The 21,933-nt window shown below is 54.4% G+C and carries 19 protein-coding genes; 11 read left to right on the top strand and 8 right to left on the bottom strand.

Annotated elements, in window-relative coordinates:
- Window positions 1-373: 373 nt before the first annotated feature.
- Entirely contained in the window at window positions 374-1,324 is a 951-nt protein-coding gene (tal, locus tag JWF83_RS06470; RefSeq protein WP_413649376.1) for a transaldolase, read from the top strand.
- 83 nt (window positions 1,325-1,407) lie between these two features.
- Window positions 1,408-3,408 carry a transketolase gene (gene tkt / locus JWF83_RS06465; protein ID WP_413649375.1) on the top strand — a complete coding sequence of 667 codons (2,001 nt, stop codon included), beginning with the start codon at window positions 1,408-1,410 and terminating at the stop codon, window positions 3,406-3,408.
- A 127-nt stretch (window positions 3,409-3,535) separates the two neighbouring features.
- On the opposite strand, the gene JWF83_RS06460 is transcribed toward tkt, so the two are convergent.
- The 4 genes from JWF83_RS06460 to JWF83_RS06445 all read right to left on the bottom strand — a co-directional run bounded on the left by JWF83_RS06460 (window position 3,536) and on the right by JWF83_RS06445 (window position 7,789).
- Complete coding sequence (locus tag JWF83_RS06460; protein ID WP_413649374.1) at window positions 3,536-4,609, bottom strand: DUF1176 domain-containing protein; 1,074 nt, start codon at window positions 4,607-4,609, stop codon at window positions 3,536-3,538.
- A gap of 263 nt (window positions 4,610-4,872) precedes the next feature.
- Window positions 4,873-5,451 (bottom strand): GDP-mannose pyrophosphatase NudK, encoded by a 579-nt coding sequence (gene nudK / locus JWF83_RS06455; RefSeq protein ID WP_413649373.1) that lies wholly within the window; start codon window positions 5,449-5,451, stop codon window positions 4,873-4,875.
- A gap of 112 nt (window positions 5,452-5,563) precedes the next feature.
- Complete coding sequence (ansP, locus tag JWF83_RS06450) at window positions 5,564-7,069, bottom strand: L-asparagine permease (protein WP_413649372.1); 1,506 nt, start codon at window positions 7,067-7,069, stop codon at window positions 5,564-5,566.
- 444 nt (window positions 7,070-7,513) lie between these two features.
- Window positions 7,514-7,789 carry a YdgH/BhsA/McbA-like domain containing protein gene (locus JWF83_RS06445; RefSeq protein WP_413649371.1) on the bottom strand — a complete coding sequence of 92 codons (276 nt, stop codon included), beginning with the start codon at window positions 7,787-7,789 and terminating at the stop codon, window positions 7,514-7,516.
- A 450-nt stretch (window positions 7,790-8,239) separates the two neighbouring features.
- On the opposite strand from JWF83_RS06445, the gene JWF83_RS06440 reads away from it, so the two are divergent.
- From JWF83_RS06440 to acrD, 5 genes are all read left to right on the top strand, one after another.
- Window positions 8,240-9,154 carry a metal ABC transporter substrate-binding protein gene (locus tag JWF83_RS06440; protein WP_413649370.1) on the top strand — a complete coding sequence of 305 codons (915 nt, stop codon included), beginning with the start codon at window positions 8,240-8,242 and terminating at the stop codon, window positions 9,152-9,154.
- The gene (locus tag JWF83_RS06435; protein ID WP_413649369.1) at window positions 9,151-9,933 is read left to right on the top strand and encodes a manganese/iron ABC transporter ATP-binding protein; all 783 of its coding nucleotides are present in this window, start codon (window positions 9,151-9,153) and stop codon (window positions 9,931-9,933) included. The genes JWF83_RS06440 and JWF83_RS06435 overlap by 4 nt, the downstream gene beginning before the upstream one ends.
- Window positions 9,930-10,781, top strand: a complete 852-nt coding sequence (locus JWF83_RS06430) for a metal ABC transporter permease (protein WP_413649368.1) — start codon at window positions 9,930-9,932, stop codon at window positions 10,779-10,781. The genes JWF83_RS06435 and JWF83_RS06430 overlap by 4 nt, the downstream gene beginning before the upstream one ends.
- On the top strand, window positions 10,778-11,629 hold the full coding sequence (locus tag JWF83_RS06425; RefSeq protein ID WP_413649367.1) for a metal ABC transporter permease: 852 nt from the start codon (window positions 10,778-10,780) through the stop codon (window positions 11,627-11,629). The genes JWF83_RS06430 and JWF83_RS06425 overlap by 4 nt, the downstream gene beginning before the upstream one ends.
- Window positions 11,630-11,870: 241 nt before the next feature.
- The gene (acrD, locus tag JWF83_RS06420; RefSeq protein WP_413649366.1) at window positions 11,871-14,987 is read left to right on the top strand and encodes a multidrug efflux RND transporter permease AcrD; all 3,117 of its coding nucleotides are present in this window, start codon (window positions 11,871-11,873) and stop codon (window positions 14,985-14,987) included.
- Between the two features lie 102 nt (window positions 14,988-15,089).
- On the opposite strand, the gene ypfM is transcribed toward acrD, so the two are convergent.
- Complete coding sequence (gene ypfM / locus JWF83_RS06415) at window positions 15,090-15,149, bottom strand: protein YpfM (protein WP_413649444.1); 60 nt, start codon at window positions 15,147-15,149, stop codon at window positions 15,090-15,092.
- Between the two features lie 183 nt (window positions 15,150-15,332).
- Here ypfM and JWF83_RS06410 point away from each other — a divergent pair, with 183 nt between their 5' ends.
- The 4 genes from JWF83_RS06410 (at window position 15,333) to JWF83_RS06395 (ending at window position 18,067) form a co-directional block, all read left to right on the top strand.
- Window positions 15,333-15,770 carry a GNAT family N-acetyltransferase gene (locus JWF83_RS06410; protein ID WP_413649365.1) on the top strand — a complete coding sequence of 146 codons (438 nt, stop codon included), beginning with the start codon at window positions 15,333-15,335 and terminating at the stop codon, window positions 15,768-15,770.
- Window positions 15,771-16,342: 572 nt separating this feature from the next.
- Window positions 16,343-16,726 (top strand): ArsC family reductase, encoded by a 384-nt coding sequence (locus JWF83_RS06405; RefSeq protein ID WP_413649364.1) that lies wholly within the window; start codon window positions 16,343-16,345, stop codon window positions 16,724-16,726.
- Window position 16,727: 1 nt separating this feature from the next.
- Window positions 16,728-17,855, top strand: coding sequence for a succinyl-diaminopimelate desuccinylase (gene dapE, locus JWF83_RS06400; RefSeq protein ID WP_413649363.1), 1,128 nt, complete (start codon window positions 16,728-16,730; stop codon window positions 17,853-17,855).
- A 23-nt stretch (window positions 17,856-17,878) separates the two neighbouring features.
- The gene (locus JWF83_RS06395) at window positions 17,879-18,067 is read left to right on the top strand and encodes a YpfN family protein (RefSeq protein ID WP_413649362.1); all 189 of its coding nucleotides are present in this window, start codon (window positions 17,879-17,881) and stop codon (window positions 18,065-18,067) included.
- Between the two features lie 57 nt (window positions 18,068-18,124).
- Here the strand turns inward: JWF83_RS06395 and JWF83_RS06390 are convergent, their stop codons facing one another.
- The 3 genes from JWF83_RS06390 to purC all read right to left on the bottom strand — a co-directional run bounded on the left by JWF83_RS06390 (window position 18,125) and on the right by purC (window position 21,902).
- Entirely contained in the window at window positions 18,125-20,116 is a 1,992-nt protein-coding gene (locus tag JWF83_RS06390; RefSeq protein ID WP_413649361.1) for a tRNA(Met) cytidine acetyltransferase TmcA, read from the bottom strand.
- 6 nt (window positions 20,117-20,122) lie between these two features.
- The gene (locus JWF83_RS06385) at window positions 20,123-20,971 is read right to left on the bottom strand and encodes a neutral zinc metallopeptidase (protein ID WP_413649360.1); all 849 of its coding nucleotides are present in this window, start codon (window positions 20,969-20,971) and stop codon (window positions 20,123-20,125) included.
- Window positions 20,972-21,188: 217 nt separating this feature from the next.
- Entirely contained in the window at window positions 21,189-21,902 is a 714-nt protein-coding gene (gene purC / locus JWF83_RS06380; protein WP_413649359.1) for a phosphoribosylaminoimidazolesuccinocarboxamide synthase, read from the bottom strand.
- Window positions 21,903-21,933: the final 31 nt, after the last annotated feature.

The raw sequence follows: 21,933 nt of genomic DNA, 5'->3' as shown, positions 1-21,933 counted from the left end.
TTCAAATTTTTCAGCAGCAGAAGCTAAATATGGAAATAATTTCCAAAATTATCCCGGTCCGTTTGCGCCAGGGCCAGCACCAGTTAGCCACGCATTTCTCCTGCTCTGCTATGCTTAATGCAGATGAATGACACAGATACAGCCGTCGCTGCATGGCGCTCTATGGCAACAAAGCAGACCCGCTATACCCCTCACCAGCGGCCGACATTGGCTAAGCCCATCGCAATAATCAGAGAAAACGCATTTTCACCGCAATGCGTCTGATGCAAGGTGGACTACCTGAATTCACTGGATCGGGCGCCGCAGGTGGAGAGGCGATCCTCCTGACGCGCCCGGTTCCGGCATTAGCGATTGCTTATCAAGGAGACAACAGATGAACCAGCTAGAGGCATTAAAACAGTTCACTACCGTGGTGGCGGATAGTGGCGATATTGAATCCATTCGTAATTATCATCCTGAAGATGCAACCACCAACCCTTCTCTTATTCTGAAAGCCGCCGGCCTCGACTCCTACAAACACCTGATCGACGATGCTATCGATTACGCCAAAAAACAGGGTGGCAGCAAAGAGACGCAGATTATCAACGCCAGCGATAAAGTGGCGATTAATCTCGGCATGGAGATTCTGAAAAGCGTGCCGGGCCGGGTTTCCACCGAAGTGGATGCACGTCTGTCGTTTAATCGCGGTATGTGCGTCACCAAAGCCGAAAAACTGGTGAGAATGTACGAAGACCACGGCATCGACCGTTCACGCATCCTGATTAAACTGGCATCAACCTGGGAAGGTATCCGCGCCGCCGAAGAGCTGGAGAAAAATGGCATCAACTGTAACCTGACGCTACTGTTCTCCTTTGCTCAGGCACGGGCCTGCGCCGAAGCGGGCGTGTTCCTGATTTCGCCGTTCGTCGGCCGTATTTACGACTGGTACAACAGCCGCAAACCCCTGAACCCGTATGTGGCGGATGAAGATCCAGGCGTGAAATCCGTCCGCGCTATCTATGATTACTACAAACAGCATCGTTATAACACGGTGATCATGGGCGCCAGCTTCCGTAAAGTTGAACAGATCCTCGCGCTGGCTGGCTGCGATCGCCTGACTATCTCCCCTAACCTGCTGGAAGAGCTACAGGCCAGCGATGCGCCGGTGGAACGTAAACTGGCGCCGTCGACGGAAGCCTTCCACCAGCCGACGCCGCTGTCAGAAGCGGAATTCCGTTGGGAGCATAACCAGGATCCAATGGCAGTCGAAAAACTGGCTGAGGGCATCCGTCAGTTCGCTGTCGACCAGCAGAAACTGGAAGATGTGCTGGCCGCCAGACTGTAGTTCAGCCCTGCCACTATCTGTATGCACGGACGATGACCGCATCGCCCGTGCTTTATTTCCGCCAAAAAAACAGGGGAGAAGATATGTCTTCACGTAGAGAGCTTGCTAACGCAATTCGTGCGCTAAGTATGGATGCCGTACAGAAAGCTAAATCGGGTCATCCCGGAGCCCCAATGGGGATGGCAGACATCGCTGAAGTGCTGTGGCGCGATTTCCTCAAACACAACCCGACCAATCCGGCCTGGGCCGATCGCGACCGTTTTATTCTTTCTAACGGCCATGGTTCGATGCTGCTCTACAGCCTGCTGCACCTCAGCGGCTACGATTTGCCGATGGAAGAGCTGAAAAACTTCCGCCAGCTGCACTCGAAAACGCCGGGTCACCCGGAAATCGGCTATACCCCGGGGGTGGAAACCACCACCGGCCCGCTGGGTCAGGGTCTGGCAAACGCCGTCGGTATGGCGATTGCGGAACGTACGCTCGGCGCGCAGTTTAACCGGCCGCAACATAATATTGTCGACCACTTCACCTATGTGTTTATGGGCGATGGCTGCCTGATGGAAGGCATCTCCCATGAAGTCTCTTCGCTGGCAGGTACGCTGGGTCTGGGCAAACTGATCGGTTTTTACGATCACAACGGCATCTCCATCGATGGTGAAACCGCAGGCTGGTTTACCGATGACACCGCAAAACGTTTTGAAGCCTATAACTGGCACGTGGTGCATGAAATTGACGGCCACGATCCTGAGGCGATAGCGCAGGCGATTAAGCAGGCGCAGAGCGTTACTGACAAGCCGTCGCTGATTATCTGCCGTACCATTATTGGTTTCGGTTCGCCGAATAAAGCCGGTAAAGAGGAAGCGCACGGCGCGGCGCTGGGTGAGGAAGAAGTGGCCCTGACGCGTAAGGCGCTCGGCTGGAATTATCCGCCGTTTGAAATCCCGCCAGAGATTTATCGCCAGTGGGATGCCAAAGCCGCCGGTCAGGAAAGAGAAACAAGCTGGAACCAGAAATACGCGGCTTATCAGGCGGCTTATCCGGAGCTGGCAAAAGAGTTTGCCCGCCGCATGGACGGCGGCATGCCGGAGAACTGGCAGGCGGAAGCGCAAAAATATATTGCGCAGCTGCAGGCTAATCCGCAGAAGATTGCCAGCCGTAAAGCGTCACAGAATGCACTGGAAACGTACGGTAAGTTGTTGCCGGAATTTCTTGGCGGCTCCGCTGACCTCGCGCCAAGTAATCTGACCATCTGGTCCGGCTCGAAATCGATTAAAGAGGATGTTGCTGGAAACTATATCCATTATGGCGTGCGTGAGTTCGGCATGACGGCAATTGCCAACGGCATTGCCCATCATGGTGGTTTTGTACCTTATACCGCGACCTTCCTGATGTTTGTCGAATATGCGCGTAATGCGGTGCGGATGGCGGCACTGATGAAAGCCCGTCAGATTATGGTCTATACCCACGATTCGATTGGCCTTGGCGAAGATGGCCCGACCCACCAGCCGGTCGAGCAGCTCGCCAGCCTGCGTCTGACGCCGAATATGTGCGTCTGGCGTCCGTGCGATCAGGTTGAAACCGCAGTAGCATGGAAACATGCGGTGGAACGCCACCACGGCCCTACCGCGCTGATCCTGTCACGGCAGAATCTGGCGCAACCGGAACGCACGCCGGCTCAGCTGGAGAATATTTCGCGCGGCGCTTACGTGCTGCTGGATGCGGAGGGTACGCCGGATGTGATTTTAATCGCCACCGGTTCCGAGGTGGAAATCACCCTTGGCGCCGCACAGAAACTCAGCGCCAGCGGTCACAAGGTCCGGGTGGTATCGATGCCATCAACCGATATGTTTGATAAGCAGGATGCCGCTTACCGTGAATCGGTGCTGCCTTCGACGGTTACCGCCCGCGTGGCGGTCGAAGCGGGAATTGCCGATTACTGGTACAAATATGTCGGCCTGAACGGTGCGATTGTCGGCATGACCGGCTTTGGTGAGTCGGCTCCGGCCGAGAAGCTGTTTGTCGAGTTTGGCTTTACGGTGGAAAATATTGTCAGCCATGCTGAAGCACTGCTAAAACCGCACTGAGGTTGTGGGCGGCATTCATGCCGCCATTCTCTGTGGTGCTAATCTTCGGCACGGGCGGCATTAATGCCGCCCCTACAATGGCTTATCTGAAACACTGTAGGGGAGCCATTTATGGCTCCCGTCACATTTATGGCTCCCGTTCTGATATTGTGTCGCGGGTCACCCATAACGTCGGCCATTGATCGCTGCCATGCCAGCTGTCGCAGGTTGACTCTTCGGCATAACTGGCCAGCACAAAACCCTGCCCGTCAAACTGCCAGCGTGAAGTATTGCCACAGTCGCCCAGTCCGCGCCCTTTTGAAAAGGTCAGCAGCTGACCACTGGCGGCATCAAACTCAGCGTTCATTAACTCCATCTGCGTTTCGCTGCTGCCGGGCGGCGTAAACGGCAAATCCAGGCTGATACCGCGGGCGCGATACGGCAGCGTCCGCGTAACTTCAAATGCTAAATAAATAACGTTGTAGGCGCCCATTTCACAGCTCACCAGCAGCAGTGCCTGCTGATCGGTCAGCGGCGCAACGCTAACCTCGCGACGCATCGAATCCAGGGAGCACTCATTGGTATCCAGGCGCCAGGTAGCAAAATCAATCAGGCCGTTACTCTCTTCACGCGTCAGCGGCGCCGGCGGGTGCGGCGCCATCTTTAGCGACGGCGCGCCAGGCTCGGGCGGCACATCAAACGCCCGGCGATCCCCACGGCTAACCCAGGCGCTCATACCATTGATCCGCCCCTGAATATCATCAATCAGCAGCAGAGCGGCTTTCATACCGTGTAATGAAATCATCGCCTGTGGCCGGTAAGTCAGCTGCAGGGTATTGGTATCCATCACCTGGGCGAGAAATTCGTCGATCGCGACGGGATGCGAGGTCGAGAGATGATGCGGTTCTACCGTCCAGTGTTGCAGATCGGGCCGCAGGCGCTGCTGGTCAAGCAGCAGGTTACCCTGCAAGGGGCCGCCGCTCAGTTCACCGCTATTGTGATTACCATAATCAATGCGCAACCGCGGACGGTCATCGCCTCCGGCATGACGAGAGAGCGTCATCACCAGACCATTATCACCGGTGGTACTGCGTGCCTCACAAAAATTAAGGTTATTACAGGTCACTTGCCAGTCGGAAAATGTCTTTTGCAGCGGCTCGGCCCGTAAGCTGCTAACCAACAAAAACGGCAATATGAGCAGCGGCTTGATCCAATAAGACATTAAATAATCTGACCCCTGTAATCATTAAGCGGTGATGATAACGCAACGGCAGACGCGCAACAGGCCTTAATCTGTGACTCAGGCCATAAAGGCCAACGAAGCACGGAAGGAACCGGCGGCAGAAAGTGTTGATGAATTGTTATCATCCTGACCGGATGTCAGTGGCTCAATCGGATTCGTCGGACAATTTTGCTCAGACGCTGAAAACAACGGTTTCGGGAGGGGGGGAATACGCACAGGCGACCGGCCGTCGCCTGTGGTGGTTAAGCTTTTAGCCAGCCAGCCAGTTGCGCATGCTGCAGTAACATAATGGTCTTACCGTCACGGATACGGCCATCTTTCACCATCTCCAGCGCGGTCGGGAAACTGACTTCCATCACGTCGATATCTTCGTCCTCAACGCCGCCGCCTGCGTTATCGCGCAGCGATTCATCATATTCCGCGGCAAAAAAGTGAATCAGCTCGGTTACGCCCCCAGGCGACATATAAGCCTCAAAGATTTTCTCTACCGCACCGATGTTATAACCGGTCTCTTCGATCGCCTCTTTGCGGATGCAATCTTCCGGTGAATCATCATCGAGCAGACCGGCGCAGGCTTCAATCAGCATACCAGTCTGATTGCCATTGACATAAGTCGCGATGCGAAACTGCGTCGTCAATACCACGCTATTTTTATCACGGTTATACAACAGAATAGTGGCGCCGTTACCGCGATCGTACACTTCACGCTTATGGCGTAGCGTAGAGCCATCTTTAGCGATCAGATCGTAAGTAAAATTGCGTAATACAAACCAGTTTTCGGAAAGGATTTTATTTTTGATAATTTCGACTTTCGCTGACATAGCGTCTCCATGACAAAGTATGGGAGTCTGTCATCTTAAGGCGGAAAGTGAGGGAAAACTATCTGAAAGCGGGAATAAACCGGGCCAGCCAGCGCTGACCCGGTGAAGAAAATCAGCCTGGCTGATTTTCCAGCGAACCATCATGCTGCTCACGATGTTCATGTTGCTCATGATATTCGTGTTCTTTGGCAGCAATGGCGTTAACACGTTTACGCACGCCAAACCAGCCCAGAACCAGCGCCACGGCAATCAACGGAATGGAGGCGATAGTGTAAGTACCGTTGGGATAGTCAAATGCCATCAGTACCAGTACGCTGGCAAGGAATAGCAGCGTCAGCCATGAGGTGAACGGCGCCCACGGCATTTTAAAACTGACATCATCAGCCTTACCTTCCCTGATCGCCTTACGCAGACGCATCTGGCACACCACAATAAATGCCCAGGAACTGATAATGCCCAGTGAGGCGATATTGAGGACAATCTCAAACACCTGTGACGGCACATAGTAGTTCAGTACCACACCAATGATATACAACGCGATGGTGGCCAGGATCCCGGCGTAAGGCACCTGCTGTTTATTCATCTTCGACATAAACTGGGGTGCCGATCCCCCCATCGACATCGAACGCAGAATACGCCCGGTACAGTACAGGCCCGAGTTCAGGCTGGAAAGCGCCGCACTCAGTACCACAATATTCATGATACTGCCGATGTAAGGTACGCCGAGTTTGCTGAAGAAGGTCACAAACGGACTCTGCCCGGCCTGGTAAGCATTCCATGGCAACAGCAGCACCAGCAACACTACCGAGCCGACATAGAACAGACCGATACGCCAGATCACGCTGTTAATCGCTTTTGGCAGTACAGTTTGCGGATCTTTGCACTCACCGGCCGCCGTCCCCACCAGTTCGATAGAAGCAAAGGCAAAAACCACCCCCTGCACCAGCACTAACGCCGGCAACAGGCCATGCGGGAAGAAGCCGCCGTTATCGGTTATCAGATGGAAGCCGGTAGCATTACCATCCAGCACTTTACCGCTGCCGAGAAATACCGTACCGACAATCAGGAACACCACAATCGCCAGTACTTTAATCAGCGCAAACCAGAACTCCATCTCGGCAAACCATTTAACGCCGATCATGTTCATGGTGCCGACGATGCCCAGCGCTCCCAGCGCAAACACCCACTGCGGCACATCACCGAAGGCGCCCCAGTAATGCATATAGAGCGCGACGGCGGTAATATCGACGATACCGGTCATCGCCCAGTTAACGAAATACATCCAGCCAGCGACATACGAGGCTTTTTCACCGAGGAATTCACGGGCATAAGAGACAAAGCTGCCACTGGAAGGGCGATGCAGCACCAGCTCACCCAGCGCACGCAGAATAAAGAAGGAGAAGATACCGCAAACCAGGTAGACCACCGCCAGCGCCGGTCCGGCAGCCTGCAAACGTCCACCCGCGCCAAGGAACAGACCCGTCCCGATGGCGCCACCGATAGCAATCATCTGTACCTGACGATTGCCCATCGCTTTCTGATAACCCGTGTCATGGGAGTTCAACCAACGTCTTTTTGCAGCGCGAGCATCAGCTGCGCTTTTTTTCGTAGCTTTCATTATCTGTCCTGTTTCCTGTCCATTGATACACCCGTCATGTTTCAAGTCGCAGAGGCGTTGACTGCCCGGGCGGTATAGCTGCCCTCTCTGCGCCGGCAACCCGAATGATGCAGGGTATAGAGCGCCTGTTCGCTCTGTCCATCGCTGACGCTATAACCAATCGTTTGCGCCACGTCGTCTGCAATGGAGGGGAATCACTATCACCCTGTTATTTATAATATTGCGGATGTAGCTTTTTTTACGGCGATGAATCCTACCCGTTCTCCGGGAACGAAGCAAAAAAACCCAATACGGAATTCGTTATGATTTGTAATAATGAGGGGCAGCAAGGAAAAAATTTATGCTTTGCTTGACGTAAAACAAAAAAACCGACCGTAATAATCGGTCGGTTCAGTCGATGCCCGCAGGCAAACTAAGGCTACAAGGGAGGGAGGGGAAACGGGGTTAACGATAAATTTCGGCGGTACCACTCCACAGGCTGGAATCACCCGGGCTGTCTATACCCACGACACGATAATGGGTAGCACCCATCTCTTCCGCTTTTTGCGAAAGTTTATGCGTTGCGTCATCCATCGTACCCTTCACGGCGGAGACCGAAACGCTACCGATACTCTGCAGATCCTGCGCCTGCTGGCGATCAACTTCGGTCGCCGCCATCGCGGTAAATGACGTCGTGGCGAACAGGGCAACAGCAATAATGGCCGGTAATTTAATCTTCATGAGATGCTCCTCAGTGCGTTTTATTCGTTAGTTGATTCGTAATCACGGCGTTAATTATTGCCGTTACAATGAAAGCCAACGTGGTGCACAGGTAAAAGCGTGAAAGCTTTGTGAAGAGAATCGGGAGGAATCCGGGTAAAACGTCAGCATCCGTGACATTTTGTGATAGCTGTAACCTGATGTGATAAAGCGTGTGGGCGGAGAAACATTTCGCCGCCAGCGTCCGGGTCGCCATCCCACTGTAGCGCTGCCCTGCTATTCTCTCAAGCCCCTGCCATCTTCAACCCACGCCTTTGCTGCTGGCCTTGCCGCGCTATTTGCCGGCGAGAATAATTCCCATTATCCCGCCTCATAGCACTTGCTAACTAATATAGCCAATGCTATATCTGTATATAAATACGTCTGTGATAACGCTGCAGCCATGGAAACGTCGCCTGAGGAAAAAAGTTAATGAAGATACTTTCTGGCACCCGCTTAGCGGTTTTCTACCCGTTACTGGCAACCTTAACCCTCAGCCTGATGCTGGCATGTAGTGTCAGCGCGGCAGAGAAGTTTAAGGTGGTTACCACCTTTACCATTATTCAGGATATGGCACAGAATATTGCTGGTGATGCGGCGGTGGTGGAGTCCATCACCCGACCAGGCGCCGAGATCCATGACTATCAGCCGACGCCGCGCGACGTGATGAAAGCCCAGTCGGCCGATCTGATTCTGTGGAATGGCCTCAATCTGGAGCGCTGGTTCAGCCGCTTCTTTAACAGTTTGCATAATGTTCCTTCCGTGGTGATCACTGAAGGTATCACACCGCTGTCGGTCAGCTCCGGCCCTTACTCCGGCAAGCCAAACCCGCACGCCTGGATGTCGCCTGCCAATGCGTTGATCTATATTGAAAATATCCGTAAAGCTCTGGTTGAATACGATCCGCAACATGCGCAAACCTACAACCAAAACGCCAAAGCCTATGCGGCGAAAATCGCGGCGCTCGATGCTCCGTTGCGCGCCCGCCTCGGGCGAATTCCCGCACAGCAGCGCTGGCTGGTGACCAGCGAAGGCGCATTTAGTTATCTGGCACGCGATTATCAGCTGAAAGAGGCGTGGTTGTGGCCCGTCAATGCCGATGAGCAAGGTTCGCCGCAGCAGGTTAAACGGGTGATTGAGACTGTGCGCCAGCACCATATCCCGGTGGTATTCAGTGAAAGCACTATTTCGGATAAACCGGCGAAACAGGTCAGTAAAGAGACCGGCGCGCGTTATGGCGGCGTACTCTATGTCGACTCGTTGTCACAAGCCAACGGGCCGGTGCCCACCTATATCGATCTGTTGCAGGTGACGGTCGATACCATTGCCAGAGGATTCGGACAATGACCACCCCAGCCCATATTTCACTGCAGAATATCACCGTCACTTACCGCAATGGCCATACCGCGCTGGCCGGCGCCAGTTTCGAGCTGAATGCCGGTAGCTTATGCGCTTTAATCGGCGTCAACGGTAGCGGTAAATCTACGCTGTTTAAAAGCATTATGGGCCTGGTGAAACCGGTTAGCGGTCAGGTCACCATTAACCAGCAGCCGGTGGCCAAAGCGCTGCGCAGCAATCTGATTGCCTATGTGCCGCAGACGGAAGAGGTCGACTGGAACTTTCCGGTACTGGTTAACGATGTGGTGATGATGGGGCGTTATGGCCGGATGTCATTTCTGCGCATCCCCTCAGCGGAAGATAAACGCCATGTCGAACAGGCGCTCGACCGCGTCGGTATGCTGCCACTGCGCAACCGCCAAATCGGCGAGCTCTCAGGCGGCCAGCGCAAACGGGTGTTCCTGGCACGGGCGCTGGCGCAGCAGGGGAAAATTTTGCTACTGGACGAACCCTTTACCGGCGTGGATGTGCAAACGGAAAATGCCATTGTCGATCTGCTGAAAGCGCTGCGCGATGAGGGGCATCTGCTACTGGTCTCCACCCATAACCTCAGTTCGGTGCCAACCTTCTGCGATCGGGTGGTGATGATTAACCGCACCGTTATCGCCGCCGGACCGACAGAAAGCACCTTTACCTCTGACAACCTGCAGCAAACATTCGGTGGCGTATTGCGTTATCTCAATTTGCCCGCCGAAGACGCGGCGCGGTTTAGCGGTGCGGCATCATGATAGCGCTGTTGCTGGAGCCGTTTCATTATAACTATATGGTCAAGGCGATTGGCGTCAGTGCGCTGGTTGGCGCCAGCTGCGCCTTCTTATCCGCCTTTCTGATGCTGAAAGGCTGGTCGCTGATGGGCGATGCGCTGTCGCATTCGGTGGTGCCCGGCGTGGCGGCGGCTTATGCTATCGGTCTGCCTTATGCTCTGGGGGCGTTTATTACCGGTATGCTGGCGGCACTGGGGATGACGCTGGTGCGCCATCTGACGCGCTTACGCGAGGATGCGATTATCGGCTTTGTATTTTCGACTTTTTTCGCCGCCGGGCTGTTAATTATTTCCCTCAATCCGACGGCGATAAATATCCAGTCGATTATTTACGGCAATATTCTCGGCATCGCCGATGAGGATGTGATTCAGGTGGCGCTGATTAGCGGCGTATCGCTGCTGGTGATGCTGGTTATCTGGAAAGATCTGCTGGCGGTATTTTTTGACGAAGGCCATGCGCTTTCCGTCGGTCTCTCGCCGCTGCGTCTGAAAATTATCTTTTTCACCCTGTTGAGCGCCGCAACGGTTGCCGCACTGCAAACCGTCGGCGCTATTCTGGTGATTGCGATGGTCATCACTCCCGGCGCCACCGCATGGCTATTAACCGACCGCTTTCCCCGTCTGCTGCTGATGGCGGTAGTGCTCGGCGCGGTGACCAGCGCGCTGGGCGCCTGGCTTAGTTATTATCTTGATGGCGCCACCGGTGGGGTCATTGTTACTCTGCAAAGCGTTATTTTTCTGCTGGCATTTATCTTTGCGCCTAAATATGGCCTGTTATCCAGCCGGCGCAAATCACGGAGAGCCGTCGCATGAGCAACATCATCGAGTTGATGACTCTGCCCTTAAGCTTCCCGTTTATGCAGCGCGCGCTGCTAACCGCGATAGTAAGCGGCAGCGTCTGCGCCATTCTCTCCTGTTACCTGGTATTAAAAGGCTGGTCGCTAATGGGCGATGCCATATCCCATGCGGTGCTGCCCGGCGTGGTTCTGGCCTATATCGCTGGCGCCCCGCTGGTGGTGGGCGCCTTTGCTTCCGGGTTATGCTGCGCGATTGCAACCGGCTACATCCGCGATAACTGTCGGATAAAAGAAGATACGGTGATGGGGATTGTCTTTTCCGGCATGTTTGCCATTGGACTGGTGATTTTTTCCCGCATCGAGAGCGATCAGCATCTGAGCCATATTTTGTTTGGTAATGTGCTGGGGGTAACACCGGCAGAATTCTGGCAGTGTGTGGCGATCAGTACGGTGGTTATCCTGGTGATGCTGGTAAAACGCAAGGATATGCTGCTGTACTGCTTTGACCCGGCACAGGCACGCGTGATTGGCTTACGGGTTAAATGGCTGCATTACGGCTTGCTCAGTATGCTGGCGCTAACCATTGTCGCCGCGCTGCAGGCAATCGGCATCGTGCTGGTGATCGCCATGCTGATTACTCCCGGCATCACGGCCTTTATGCTGTGTCGCCGTTTTAGCGCCATGCTAATCTGTGCGGTACTGAGCGCGGCGTTGTCTGCTTTTACCGGTACGCTCGCCAGCTTCTGGCTGGATGCGGCAACCGGCCCCTGTATTGTACTGATTCAGTCAATGCTATTTTTGCTGGCGTGGCTGCTGGTCAGTATTCGCACCGCCGGGAAAAAAACGCCGCCGGCCCAGGCATAAATATCACCCCGCGGGTGTCGGCGACAGAAACCCCCTGCCGATATTCAGGACGATCTTTTACATTTTCTCCTCAATTTCTCCACGATTCTTTTATCCGCTGCGAGTAAAGTAATTTCTTGCCGGAGGATCCTGAATCCACAGATAATTTTAACCCGGCAGCTAACCCATTCGCCAATAACTGTACCGCTGGCGCACTTTTACTGTGAGTTTTGACTGAACGCTGCTGAGGAGCTCTGATTCGATGGCGAATTTCTTTATTGATCGCCCGATTTTTGCCTGGGTACTGGCGATAATCATGTGTCTGACCGGTGTATTGTCGATTATGTCACTCCCCATTGAGCAGTACCCCGACCTTGCTCCGCCTAACGTACGTATTACCGCTAACTATCCGGGCGCCTCGGCAGAAACACTGGAGAATACCGTTACGCAGGTTATCGAACAGAACATGACGGGTATCGATAACCTGATGTATATGTCCTCACAAAGTAGTGACACCGGCCAGGCCACCATTACCCTGACCTTTACCGCCGGGACTAACCCTGATGAAGCGCGACAGCAGGTGCAAAACCAGCTGCAGACCGCACTGCGTAAACTTCCGCAGGCGGTACAAAACCAGGGGGTGACGGTCAATAAAACCGGCGATACCAATATTTTAATGCTGGCTTTCGTCTCTACCGACGGCAGTATGGATAAACAGGATATTGCCGACTATGTTGCCAGTAATATTCAGGATCCGCTGAGCCGTATCAGCGGCGTCGGTCAGGTCGATGCCTATGGTTCACAATATGCCATGCGCATCTGGCTCGATCCGAACAAGCTGATTAACTATGCCATGACCACCGCGGATGTGGTCGACGCCATTACCTCGCAGAATAGCCAGATTGCCGTTGGTCAGGTTGGCGGTACGCCCTCGGTGGATAATCAGGCGCTGAATGCTTCCATTACTTCCCAGTCATTGTTGCAAACCCCGGCGCAGTTTCGGGCCATTACCCTGCGTACCAACCAGGATGGATCGGTGGTAACTCTCGGTGACGTCGCCGAAGTCGCGCTGGGGGCAGAAAAATATGACTTTCTCAGCCGTTACAATGGTCAGCAAGCGTCCGGTTTAGGGATTAAACTGGCCTCCGGCGCTAATGAGCTGGAAACCGATAAGCTGGTGCGGGCGCGCATCGCCGAGCTTTCCCAATTCTTCCCGCACGGGCTGGAAGCCAAAATTGCCTATGAAACCACCCCGTTCGTCACCGCATCAATCCATGATGTGGTGAAGACGTTGTTTGAAGCAGTGCTGCTGGTGTTTCTGGTGATGTATCTGTTCCTGCAAAACTTCCGCGCCACGCTCATCCCCACCATTGCGGTGCCGGTGGTGCTGCTGGGTACCTTTACGGTGCTTTCGCTCTGCGGCTTTAGTATTAACACCCTGACGATGTTTGCCATGGTGCTGGCCATCGGTCTGCTGGTGGATGATGCGATTGTGGTGGTGGAGAACGTCGAACGTATTATGAGCGAAGAGGGTCTGTCGCCACGTGCCGCAACACGTAAATCGATGGGGCAGATCCAGGGAGCGCTGGTCGGTATCGCGATGGTGCTCTCCGCGGTCTTTATCCCGATGGCTTTTTTTGGCGGCACCACCGGCGCTATCTATCGCCAGTTCTCGATCACCATTGTCGCGGCGATGGTACTGTCGGTACTGGTGGCGATGATTCTGACCCCGGCGCTATGCGCCACCCTGCTGAAACCGCTGGCGCAGGGGCATCAGCATGGCCGGCGCGGTTTTTTCGGCTGGTTTAACCGCATGTTTAATCGTAACAGCGAACGTTATGAGCGCGGCGTGGCGAGAATTCTGCAGAAAAGCGGACGCTGGCTGCTGCTGTATCTGGCGATTATCGGCATTATGGCATTTCTGTTTTTACGCCTGCCCACCTCGTTTCTGCCGCTGGAAGATCGCGGCGTATTTACCACCCAGGTGCAATTACCACCGGGCGCCACCCAGCAGCAAACGCTGAAAGTGGTGCAGAAGGTCGAGCAGTATTACATGACCAGGGAGCAGGAGAATGTGGCGTCAGTGTTTGCCACCGTCGGTTCAGGCCCTGGCGGTAACGGACAAAACGTCGCACGCCTGTTTATCCGGCTGAAAGACTGGGAAGAACGGCCAGGCGCCGATCGCACCTCATTTGCCCTTATTGAACGCGCCACCCGCGCCTTTAGCAAAATCAAGGAGGCACGGGTCATCGCCAGTAGCCCACCGGCGATTACCGGCCTCGGCAACTCCGCTGGTTTTGATATGGAACTGCAGGATCACGCCGGAATTGGCCACACGCAACTGATGGCAATGCGCGATAAGTTGCTGGAGCTGGCGGCGCAAAATCCGCATCTTGCCCGCGTTCGTCATAACGGCCTCGATGACAGCCCGCAGTTACGTATTGATATCGATCAGCGCAAAGCGCAGGCGCTTGGCGTGTCACTTGACGATATCAATGACACCCTGACCACCGGCTGGGGGTCAACCTATGTCAATGATTTCCTTGACCGTGGCCGGGTGAAGAAAGTCTACGTCCAGGCCGCGGCAAAATACCGCATGCTGCCGGACGATATCAGTAAGTGGTATGTGCGTAACAGCAGTGGCGGCATGGTGCCTTTTACCGCCTTTGCCACCACCGCCTGGGAAACCGGATCACCGCGACTGGAGCGCTATAATGGCTATTCCGCCCTGGAGATCGTCGGTGAGGCTTCGGCGGGCATCAGTACCGGTACGGCAATGGATGTGATGGAGAAACTGGTCAGTCAGTTACCACTGGGGGTGGGTTTTGAATGGACCGGCGCCTCTTACCAGGAACGGATGTCCGGCTCCCAGGCGCCGGCGCTGTATGCCATTTCCCTGTTAGTGGTTTTCCTCTGCCTGGCGGCACTCTATGAGAGCTGGTCGGTGCCCTTCTCCGTGATGCTGGTGGTGCCGCTGGGGGTGCTTGGTGCGCTGGCAGCGACCTGGATGCGCGGGCTGGAGAACGATGTCTATTTCCAGGTGGGGCTGCTCACGGTTATTGGCTTGTCGGCGAAAAACGCGATTCTGATCGTCGAATTTGCCAATGAAATGAATACCAAAGGACATGACCTGATTGAATCGACCCTTGAAGCATCACGCCAGCGCCTGCGTCCGATTCTGATGACCTCACTGGCGTTTGTGTTTGGTGTGCTGCCGATGGCCATCAGCAATGGCGCCGGCTCGGGAAGTCAGCATGCGGTAGGCACCGGGGTGATGGGCGGCATGATTTCCGCTACCATCCTGGCGATTTTCTTTGTGCCATTGTTCTTTGTGGTGGTGCGGCAGCGCTTCCCATTAAAAGAACAGCTACCTGACTGAAAATAAATAAGGCAGCCAATACGCTGGCTGCCTTTATTATATTTCAGATGGTCAGAACACTTATCGCAACAGATACTGCAACCGCTTCTCTTAACGAAAAGCTTACTTACGCAACATTGCTTCAATAAATTCTTTCCAGGTCCCCAGCTCTAAATCAATCATAATACCCTCTCTTATAATTAGTGCCAGTATACGCTTGTTTTCCACTCAGGTGAATAGCAGCGGACTATTATTACTATCGGCATCTTTTAGTAAAACTGTAAAACTTTTTAATGTTAATATATATTGAATAAATTAGCGTCATGAATGATTTGGCATACCATTTATCTGTGAAGGAGCCTGCAAATGTGTTTTATGCTTAAAACCAAAGATGATCACCCGCCAGTTGACTGGCAGGCGCTGGCAGAATTGATTGAACGCGGCGGATTAAGTGCGCGCGATCACATTATACTGCAAAAGGCCTATCAAAATAGCCAGTTCGCCTGGTTTGGCTATGTCGACGGAAAATTAATGGCTACCGCCCATGCCATCAGCGATTTAACCTATAGCTCCTACCTTTCTGATGTGGTGGTTGATCCGCACTATCAGGGGCGAGGCTACGGGCGTCAGCTGATGCAAACGATCCTCGATACCCTGGCGCCGCTCGGCAAAGTGGTGATCTACTCAATGCCGGATAAAATTGAATTTTACCAGAACCTGCAATTCCACCGGCTGAATAGCGCCATGGTCTATGGCCCGGATAATATTATTGCCCGCCTGCGCCAGGGTAATTTTATTGACTGAGTATTAATATAACCCTGACTATAACCTCAAAAATAATTTCAAATAATAGCGTATTTAAAAGGGGCAAAGTTCGGGTATTCACCATTAAGCCGGCGGGGTTGCCCCCGCCTGCGGTTCGCTGTTAAATTCGTCGTGCAGAAACACCGCACAGGCATGACTACCATAAGTAATACTGACTTCGCTTCAACGCTCCCGTACCCGCCACAGGCTGGCCAGCAGGGTGATGCAAACTACAACTACTCCATGTAATAAATGCCTTTTTGGCATTTTGTTCTCCGTTGCATTGCTGCAATTAAGCGGCGATCCTGACATTGTTCGATGTTTGGGATGGCCTCAGGTTAATGAAAAAATTGACCGCGGGTCTTCTTCTGTCCATTCCCATATTATACCTGCAGCAGACAACTGCAGGCAGCGGACTGAATGGTAGCGCGAGATATTTACCCCCGTCATTAGCCGCGCAATTAATAATTGCTAAAAATATGAGCGCGCGTGAAATTAATATTGTATTGCATACTCACTTTATTGCATGATCGGCAAGTCGTTTAAAATTATTTTCCGGAGAATAATCAGTTATGGCTGATGAAAATCAGAACTCCCCGCTGACCCTGTATGGCATCAAAAATTGCGATACTATTAAAAAAGCCCGCCGTTATCTGGAAAGCCATGATGTGGCCTTTCAGTTTCACGACTATCGCGCCGATGGGCTGGACGCTGAATTATTACAAACCTTTATTGATAAGCTGGGCTTTGCCGCGTTGTTAAACACCCGCGGCACCACCTGGCGTAAACTGCCCGACGCGCAGCGCAATGCGATTGATAATGCTGATGCGGCACGGGAACTGATGCTGGCGCAGCCGGCGATCATCAAACGCCCATTGCTCTGCGACGCCAGCGGCTCTATGCTGCTGGGCTTTAGTGAAACAACTTATCAGCAGTTTATCCAGGAGAAGTCATAATATGTTCTGTCCGGTCATTGAGCTGACGCAGCAGCTCATTCGTCGCCCTTCCCTCAGTCCGGATGATGCCGGTTGTCAGGCCATCATGATTGCCCGCCTGCAGGCGATTGGCTTCACTATCGAGCCGATGAACATCGACGATACGCTGAATTTTTGGGCATGGCGCGGTCAGGGCGAAACCTTAGCCTTTGCAGGCCATACCGATGTGGTGCCTACCGGGGATGCCAGCCGCTGGATTAACCCGCCGTTTGAACCCACCATCCGTGACGGCATGTTATTTGGCCGCGGTACTGCGGATATGAAAGGATCGCTGGCGGCGATGGTGGTGGCAGCTGAACGCTTTGTCGCGGCCAATCCAAACCATAAGGGCCGGCTGGCGTTTTTAATCACCTCGGATGAAGAAGCCAGCGGCGCTAACGGTACGGTAAAAGTGGTGGAAAAACTGATGGCGCGTAATGAACGCCTCGACTACTGCCTGGTAGGAGAACCATCAAGCACCGAAATGGTAGGAGACGTGGTGAAGAATGGCCGTCGCGGATCGATCACCGCTAATCTGACCATTCATGGCGTACAGGGGCACGTCGCCTATCCGCATCTGGCGGATAATCCGGTGCATCGCGCGATGCCGGCGCTAAATGAGCTGGTGGCCACCGAATGGGATCAGGGCAACGAATTCTTTCCGGCCACCAGTATGCAGATTGCCAATATACAGGCAGGCACCGGCAGTAATAATGTCATCCCCGGTGAATGCTTCGTGCAATTTAACTTCCGTTTCAGCACTGAACTGACCGACACCCTGATTCAACAGCGCGTTGAACAACTGCTGGATCGCCATCAGCTGCGCTATACCATTGAATGGAAACTCTCCGGCCAGCCCTTCCTGACGTCACGCGGTAAACTGGTGGATGCGGTAGTAAAGGCCGTTGAGCACTATAATGAAATTAAACCGCAGTTGCTGACCACCGGCGGAACCTCTGATGGTCGCTTTATCGCCCGGATGGGAGCACAGGTTGTTGAGCTGGGTCCGGTGAATGCCACCATTCATAAAATCAACGAATGTGTGAAGGCTTCCGATCTGCAACTGCTTAGCCGCATGTATCAACGTATTATGGAACAGCTGGTCGCATAAGCGTATCACTGAGGAGAAAGATCATGGAATGGCTTAAAGAACACTGGTGGATTCTGATTATCGTATTAATGGTCGGCATACTGATGAATGTCTACAAAGACCTGAAACGTATCGACCACAAAAAGTTTATGGACAACCGGCCCGAGCTGCCGCCCCATCGTGACTTTAACGATAAGTGGGATGACGAAGACGACTGGCCGAAAAAGAAATAGTCGCCTTGTGACTGACGCTCCTCTGCCATCCGCGCGAGGAGCCATCCGGGTAAAATCTCAACGTAGTAACTGTTGCCGCCACTCCCGGGTTCGTTCCCGATCACAATCAGCCAGCGCCTGCTGTGCCTCCTGACGCCAGCGCAACAACAAGGCTTTGCGACCGCTTAAGCCCAGCATGCGGCATAACTCGCTGGCTGGCAGCTGCTGACTGATGGCGCCGCGCAGCGCCGGCAGCGCCAGCGGCGAGTGCGCCAGCAGTCGTCCCAGCGCCGGCCAGGCGGCCTCAAACGGACGATACGCAAAGGCAAATCCGGCAATATCCCGCCAGTCCTCGCGGCTAAAACTCTGCGCCAGCGTAGTGGTTATCGCTATCGGCTGATCCAGCTGCTGCTGCAACCAGTACCAGTCACGCGCCAGTCGCGTTACCGCCCGCCGTGTCAGGTCCTCTCCTGCGGCGCTAAGCGGCAGCAGCGCCATTGCGCTATAGCAACCACTACTGGCTTCACGCTGCGTACCGATACGCACCAGCTGAAAACCGCAGGCTTGCCAGAATTGCCACAGTTCATCGGTGTAACCAAAACTGACCGAGAGAAAATCCAGCCCGGCGGCATCGGTCACGCACCGGGCAATGATTTGACGTCCAATGCCCGTCCGGCGTCGCGCTGGCGCCACGGCAATTCGCGTAATGCGTCGAGAATGCAGCTGCGCGGCTTGCGGAAAGCCGGAGTGAGCGGCCAGCGACTGCGCGACCAGATTACCGCGTGGCCGACGCGTCCCCGCCCAAACCGCGTCGGCCAGTTCAGCGGACAATCCCCCCTCGTCTGACAGCCAAAGCGCGGCGCAAATCTGCTGCTGACAGTGTGCGGCGACAAAATGCATCCCTGCGGCATCCATCATCCGGCGTAAATCGAGCGGTGAGGTGCGGTAGTGTGCGCTGGTCAGTAGTTGATACAACGCCGCCAGCGGCTGCGGCCGTGTCTGCCACTCCGCCTGCTCCAGCGGTTGAACATCCGCTTCGCCGGCAACACTGAGGTTGTCGCCATCATTCAACAGTAAACAGCGATCGATAAACTCTTCCAGCGGGTCGTCCGGCGCCCAGCGCAGTGGCTGGTCGAGCGTATAGAACTGCGCCTGTGGCAGTGCGGCACAAAACTTCAGCAGAAAACCGCGCCCGGTGCCTTCATAACCCTGCACCGTTGTGGTCAGTAATACGCGCGGGAAATAGCTGATTAAACGCTGCAATAGCGGCGCCGGGATCGCCGCCGCTTCATCGATCAGTAGCCAGTCGACTTGTGATGGTAACTGGCTGGCACAGGCCGCCAGCAAAGCATCCGGGGCAAAAAAGTGAAAAGCCGCGCCGGCAAACTGCGCCAGTACGCCGGTTGAGACTTTGGCTGGCGCAGTTACCCAGCATCGTCCCGGCCAGCGCTGCGCCAGCATACCCGCCAGCGCTGACTTGCCACGACCGCGTGGCGCGGTCAGTACCGCGATACCCGGCGGCGCAGTCAGTAATTTCTGCAGCAGTTGCTGTTGCTGGCGTTCGCCAGCTGGCTGCCAGTCCGCACGCGCCGCTAAGGGCAACAACCGTAGCGGCAGATGCTGGCGCAGTAGCGCCACGCGCGTATCAGTCAGCAGTTGTCGTTGCAGATGAGTAACAAAATTGGGCGTGGCAATGGCCTCAGCGGCATCATTCCAGCGCAGGGAATCGTTATCCACCGTGGCGGGCCATGCCGGCCAGGGCGGCGCCAGCAATAGCAGCCAGCTACCGGCAACCAGCGTACCGGCCAGCGCGGCAAAAGCTTCAGCGTGAAAACCGCGACGGGCATCAAACAGCGCATGGCGGAACTCCCGCCCCAGCAGGGTACGCAGCGCGCCAGGCGCGCAGTGCAACGCAGTCAGCGGCGCATCGCCGACAGACAACCAGTCGCCGGTCAGTTGCGCCATCCACTGCTGAGCCTGCTGCTCGCACCAGCGTGCGTCGCCGCTGATCACCAGCAAACGACGCACGCCCTGTTGTTGCATCGCCGCCGTAAGGTTAAGCAGATCCATCAGCAATTAACCGCCAAAGGTATTACATTTACCCGGATCGCCGCTGTCATAGCCACGTTTAAACCAGCTGTAACGCTGCTCAGAGCTGCCATGGGTAAAACTGTCGGCGACTACCCGCCCCTGACTCTGCTGTTGCAGGCGATCATCGCCAATCGCTTTCGCAGCATTCAGCGCTTCCTGCAGATCGCCAGCTTCGAGGATATGTTGCTGCTGCATATAGTATCCCCAGACGCCGGCGAAACAGTCAGCCTGCAGCTCCATGTTTACTGACAGCTGGTTAACCTGACCTGGTGCGGCGTTTTGCTGCATCTGGCGCACTTTGGCCTCAATGCCCAACAGCTTCTGCACATGATGCCCCACCTCATGAGCGATCACATAACCCTGCGCAAAATCACCGTTGGCGTTAAGTTTGTTTTTCATCTGGTCATAAAAAGAGAGGTCGATATACACCGTCTGGTCAGCCGGACAATAAAAGGGCCCGGTAACTGACTGGCCGGTACCGCAGCCGGTAGCGGTGGCGCCGCGATACATTACCAGCTTCGGCGCCTGCCAGGGTTTATCCATCTGGCGGAACAGTTTTTGCCAGGTATCTTCCGTGGTGGCCAGCATTACCGCCGTAAATTTTGCCGCTTCATCACCGCCTGCGTTGCTATTCTGCTGCGACGATCGCGCGGACTGCTCGCCGGAAAGTAATGGCGTCAGATCATAGCCGTAATAACCGGCCACCATCACCAGAACCAGTAAGATGATTCCGCCTTTACCACGCGGAATGCGCATGCGCGCGCCGCCCATCGAGGGTGACTGATAACGACGATCTTCCACATTGTCGCTCTCGCGACGCCCCTGCCAACGCATGCTAACCTCTGTAATCACTTATTGCGGCGAAGACCCGTCCTGCAACGGGAATAACTCCGGTTATAGTAGTCGTGGCGCCAGCGAATAACCAGAGCGCCACACGGCCAGCGCGCAACCGCAGGCTTTCTTTGCGATAACAGCGGGCAATGCAGCTGATAAAAAAAGGCCGGATTAACCGACCTGTTGCAGGAATAGTGCGAGGGAAACGATTGCGCGGTTAGTCTAATTTAACGCCAAGACGATGTGCGACTTCTTCATAGGCTTCAATCAGGCCACCCAGGCTCTGACGGAAACGGTCTTTGTCCATTTTCGCCAGGGTTTCTTTGTCCCACAGGCGCGCACCATCAGGTGAGAACTCATCACCCAGCACCACTTCACCGTTGAACAGGCCAAACTCCAGTTTAAAGTCCACCAGAATCAGACCGGCGTCAGAGAACATCTTGCTCAGCACTTCGTTCGCTTTATAGCTCAGCTCACGCATGCGCGCCAGGTTCTCTTTGTTCACCCAACCGAAGGTCTCGCAGTAAGACTCATTGACCATCGGATCGTGTTTGGCATCATCTTTCAGAAACAGATCGAACAGTGGCGGATTGAGCACGATACCCTCTTCCACACCGAGACGTTTCACCAGTGAACCAGCCGCACGGTTGCGAATCACACATTCAACCGGCACCATCTCCAGCTTTTTCACCAGCACTTCGTTATCGGACAGCAGCGCTTCCATTTGCGTCGGGATACCCGCTTCTTCAAGTTTGGTCATAATAAAGTGGTTAAACTTATTATTGACCATCCCCTTGCGGTCGAACTGCTCAATACGCGCACCATCTCCTGCTGACGTATCGTTGCGGAATTCGAGTATCAGCAGGTCCGGGTTTTCGGTGCTGTAAACGGTCTTCGCTTTGCCGCGATACAACTCAGCTTTCTTTTGCATCTTGATTAACTCCAAACGTGATAGAAGTGTT

It is taken from the genome of Pantoea sp. B65, from assembly GCF_047308185.1.
Classification (GTDB): Bacteria; Pseudomonadota; Gammaproteobacteria; order Enterobacterales; family Enterobacteriaceae; genus Erwinia.
This window is presented reverse-complemented; position numbering and strand designations above follow the sequence as displayed.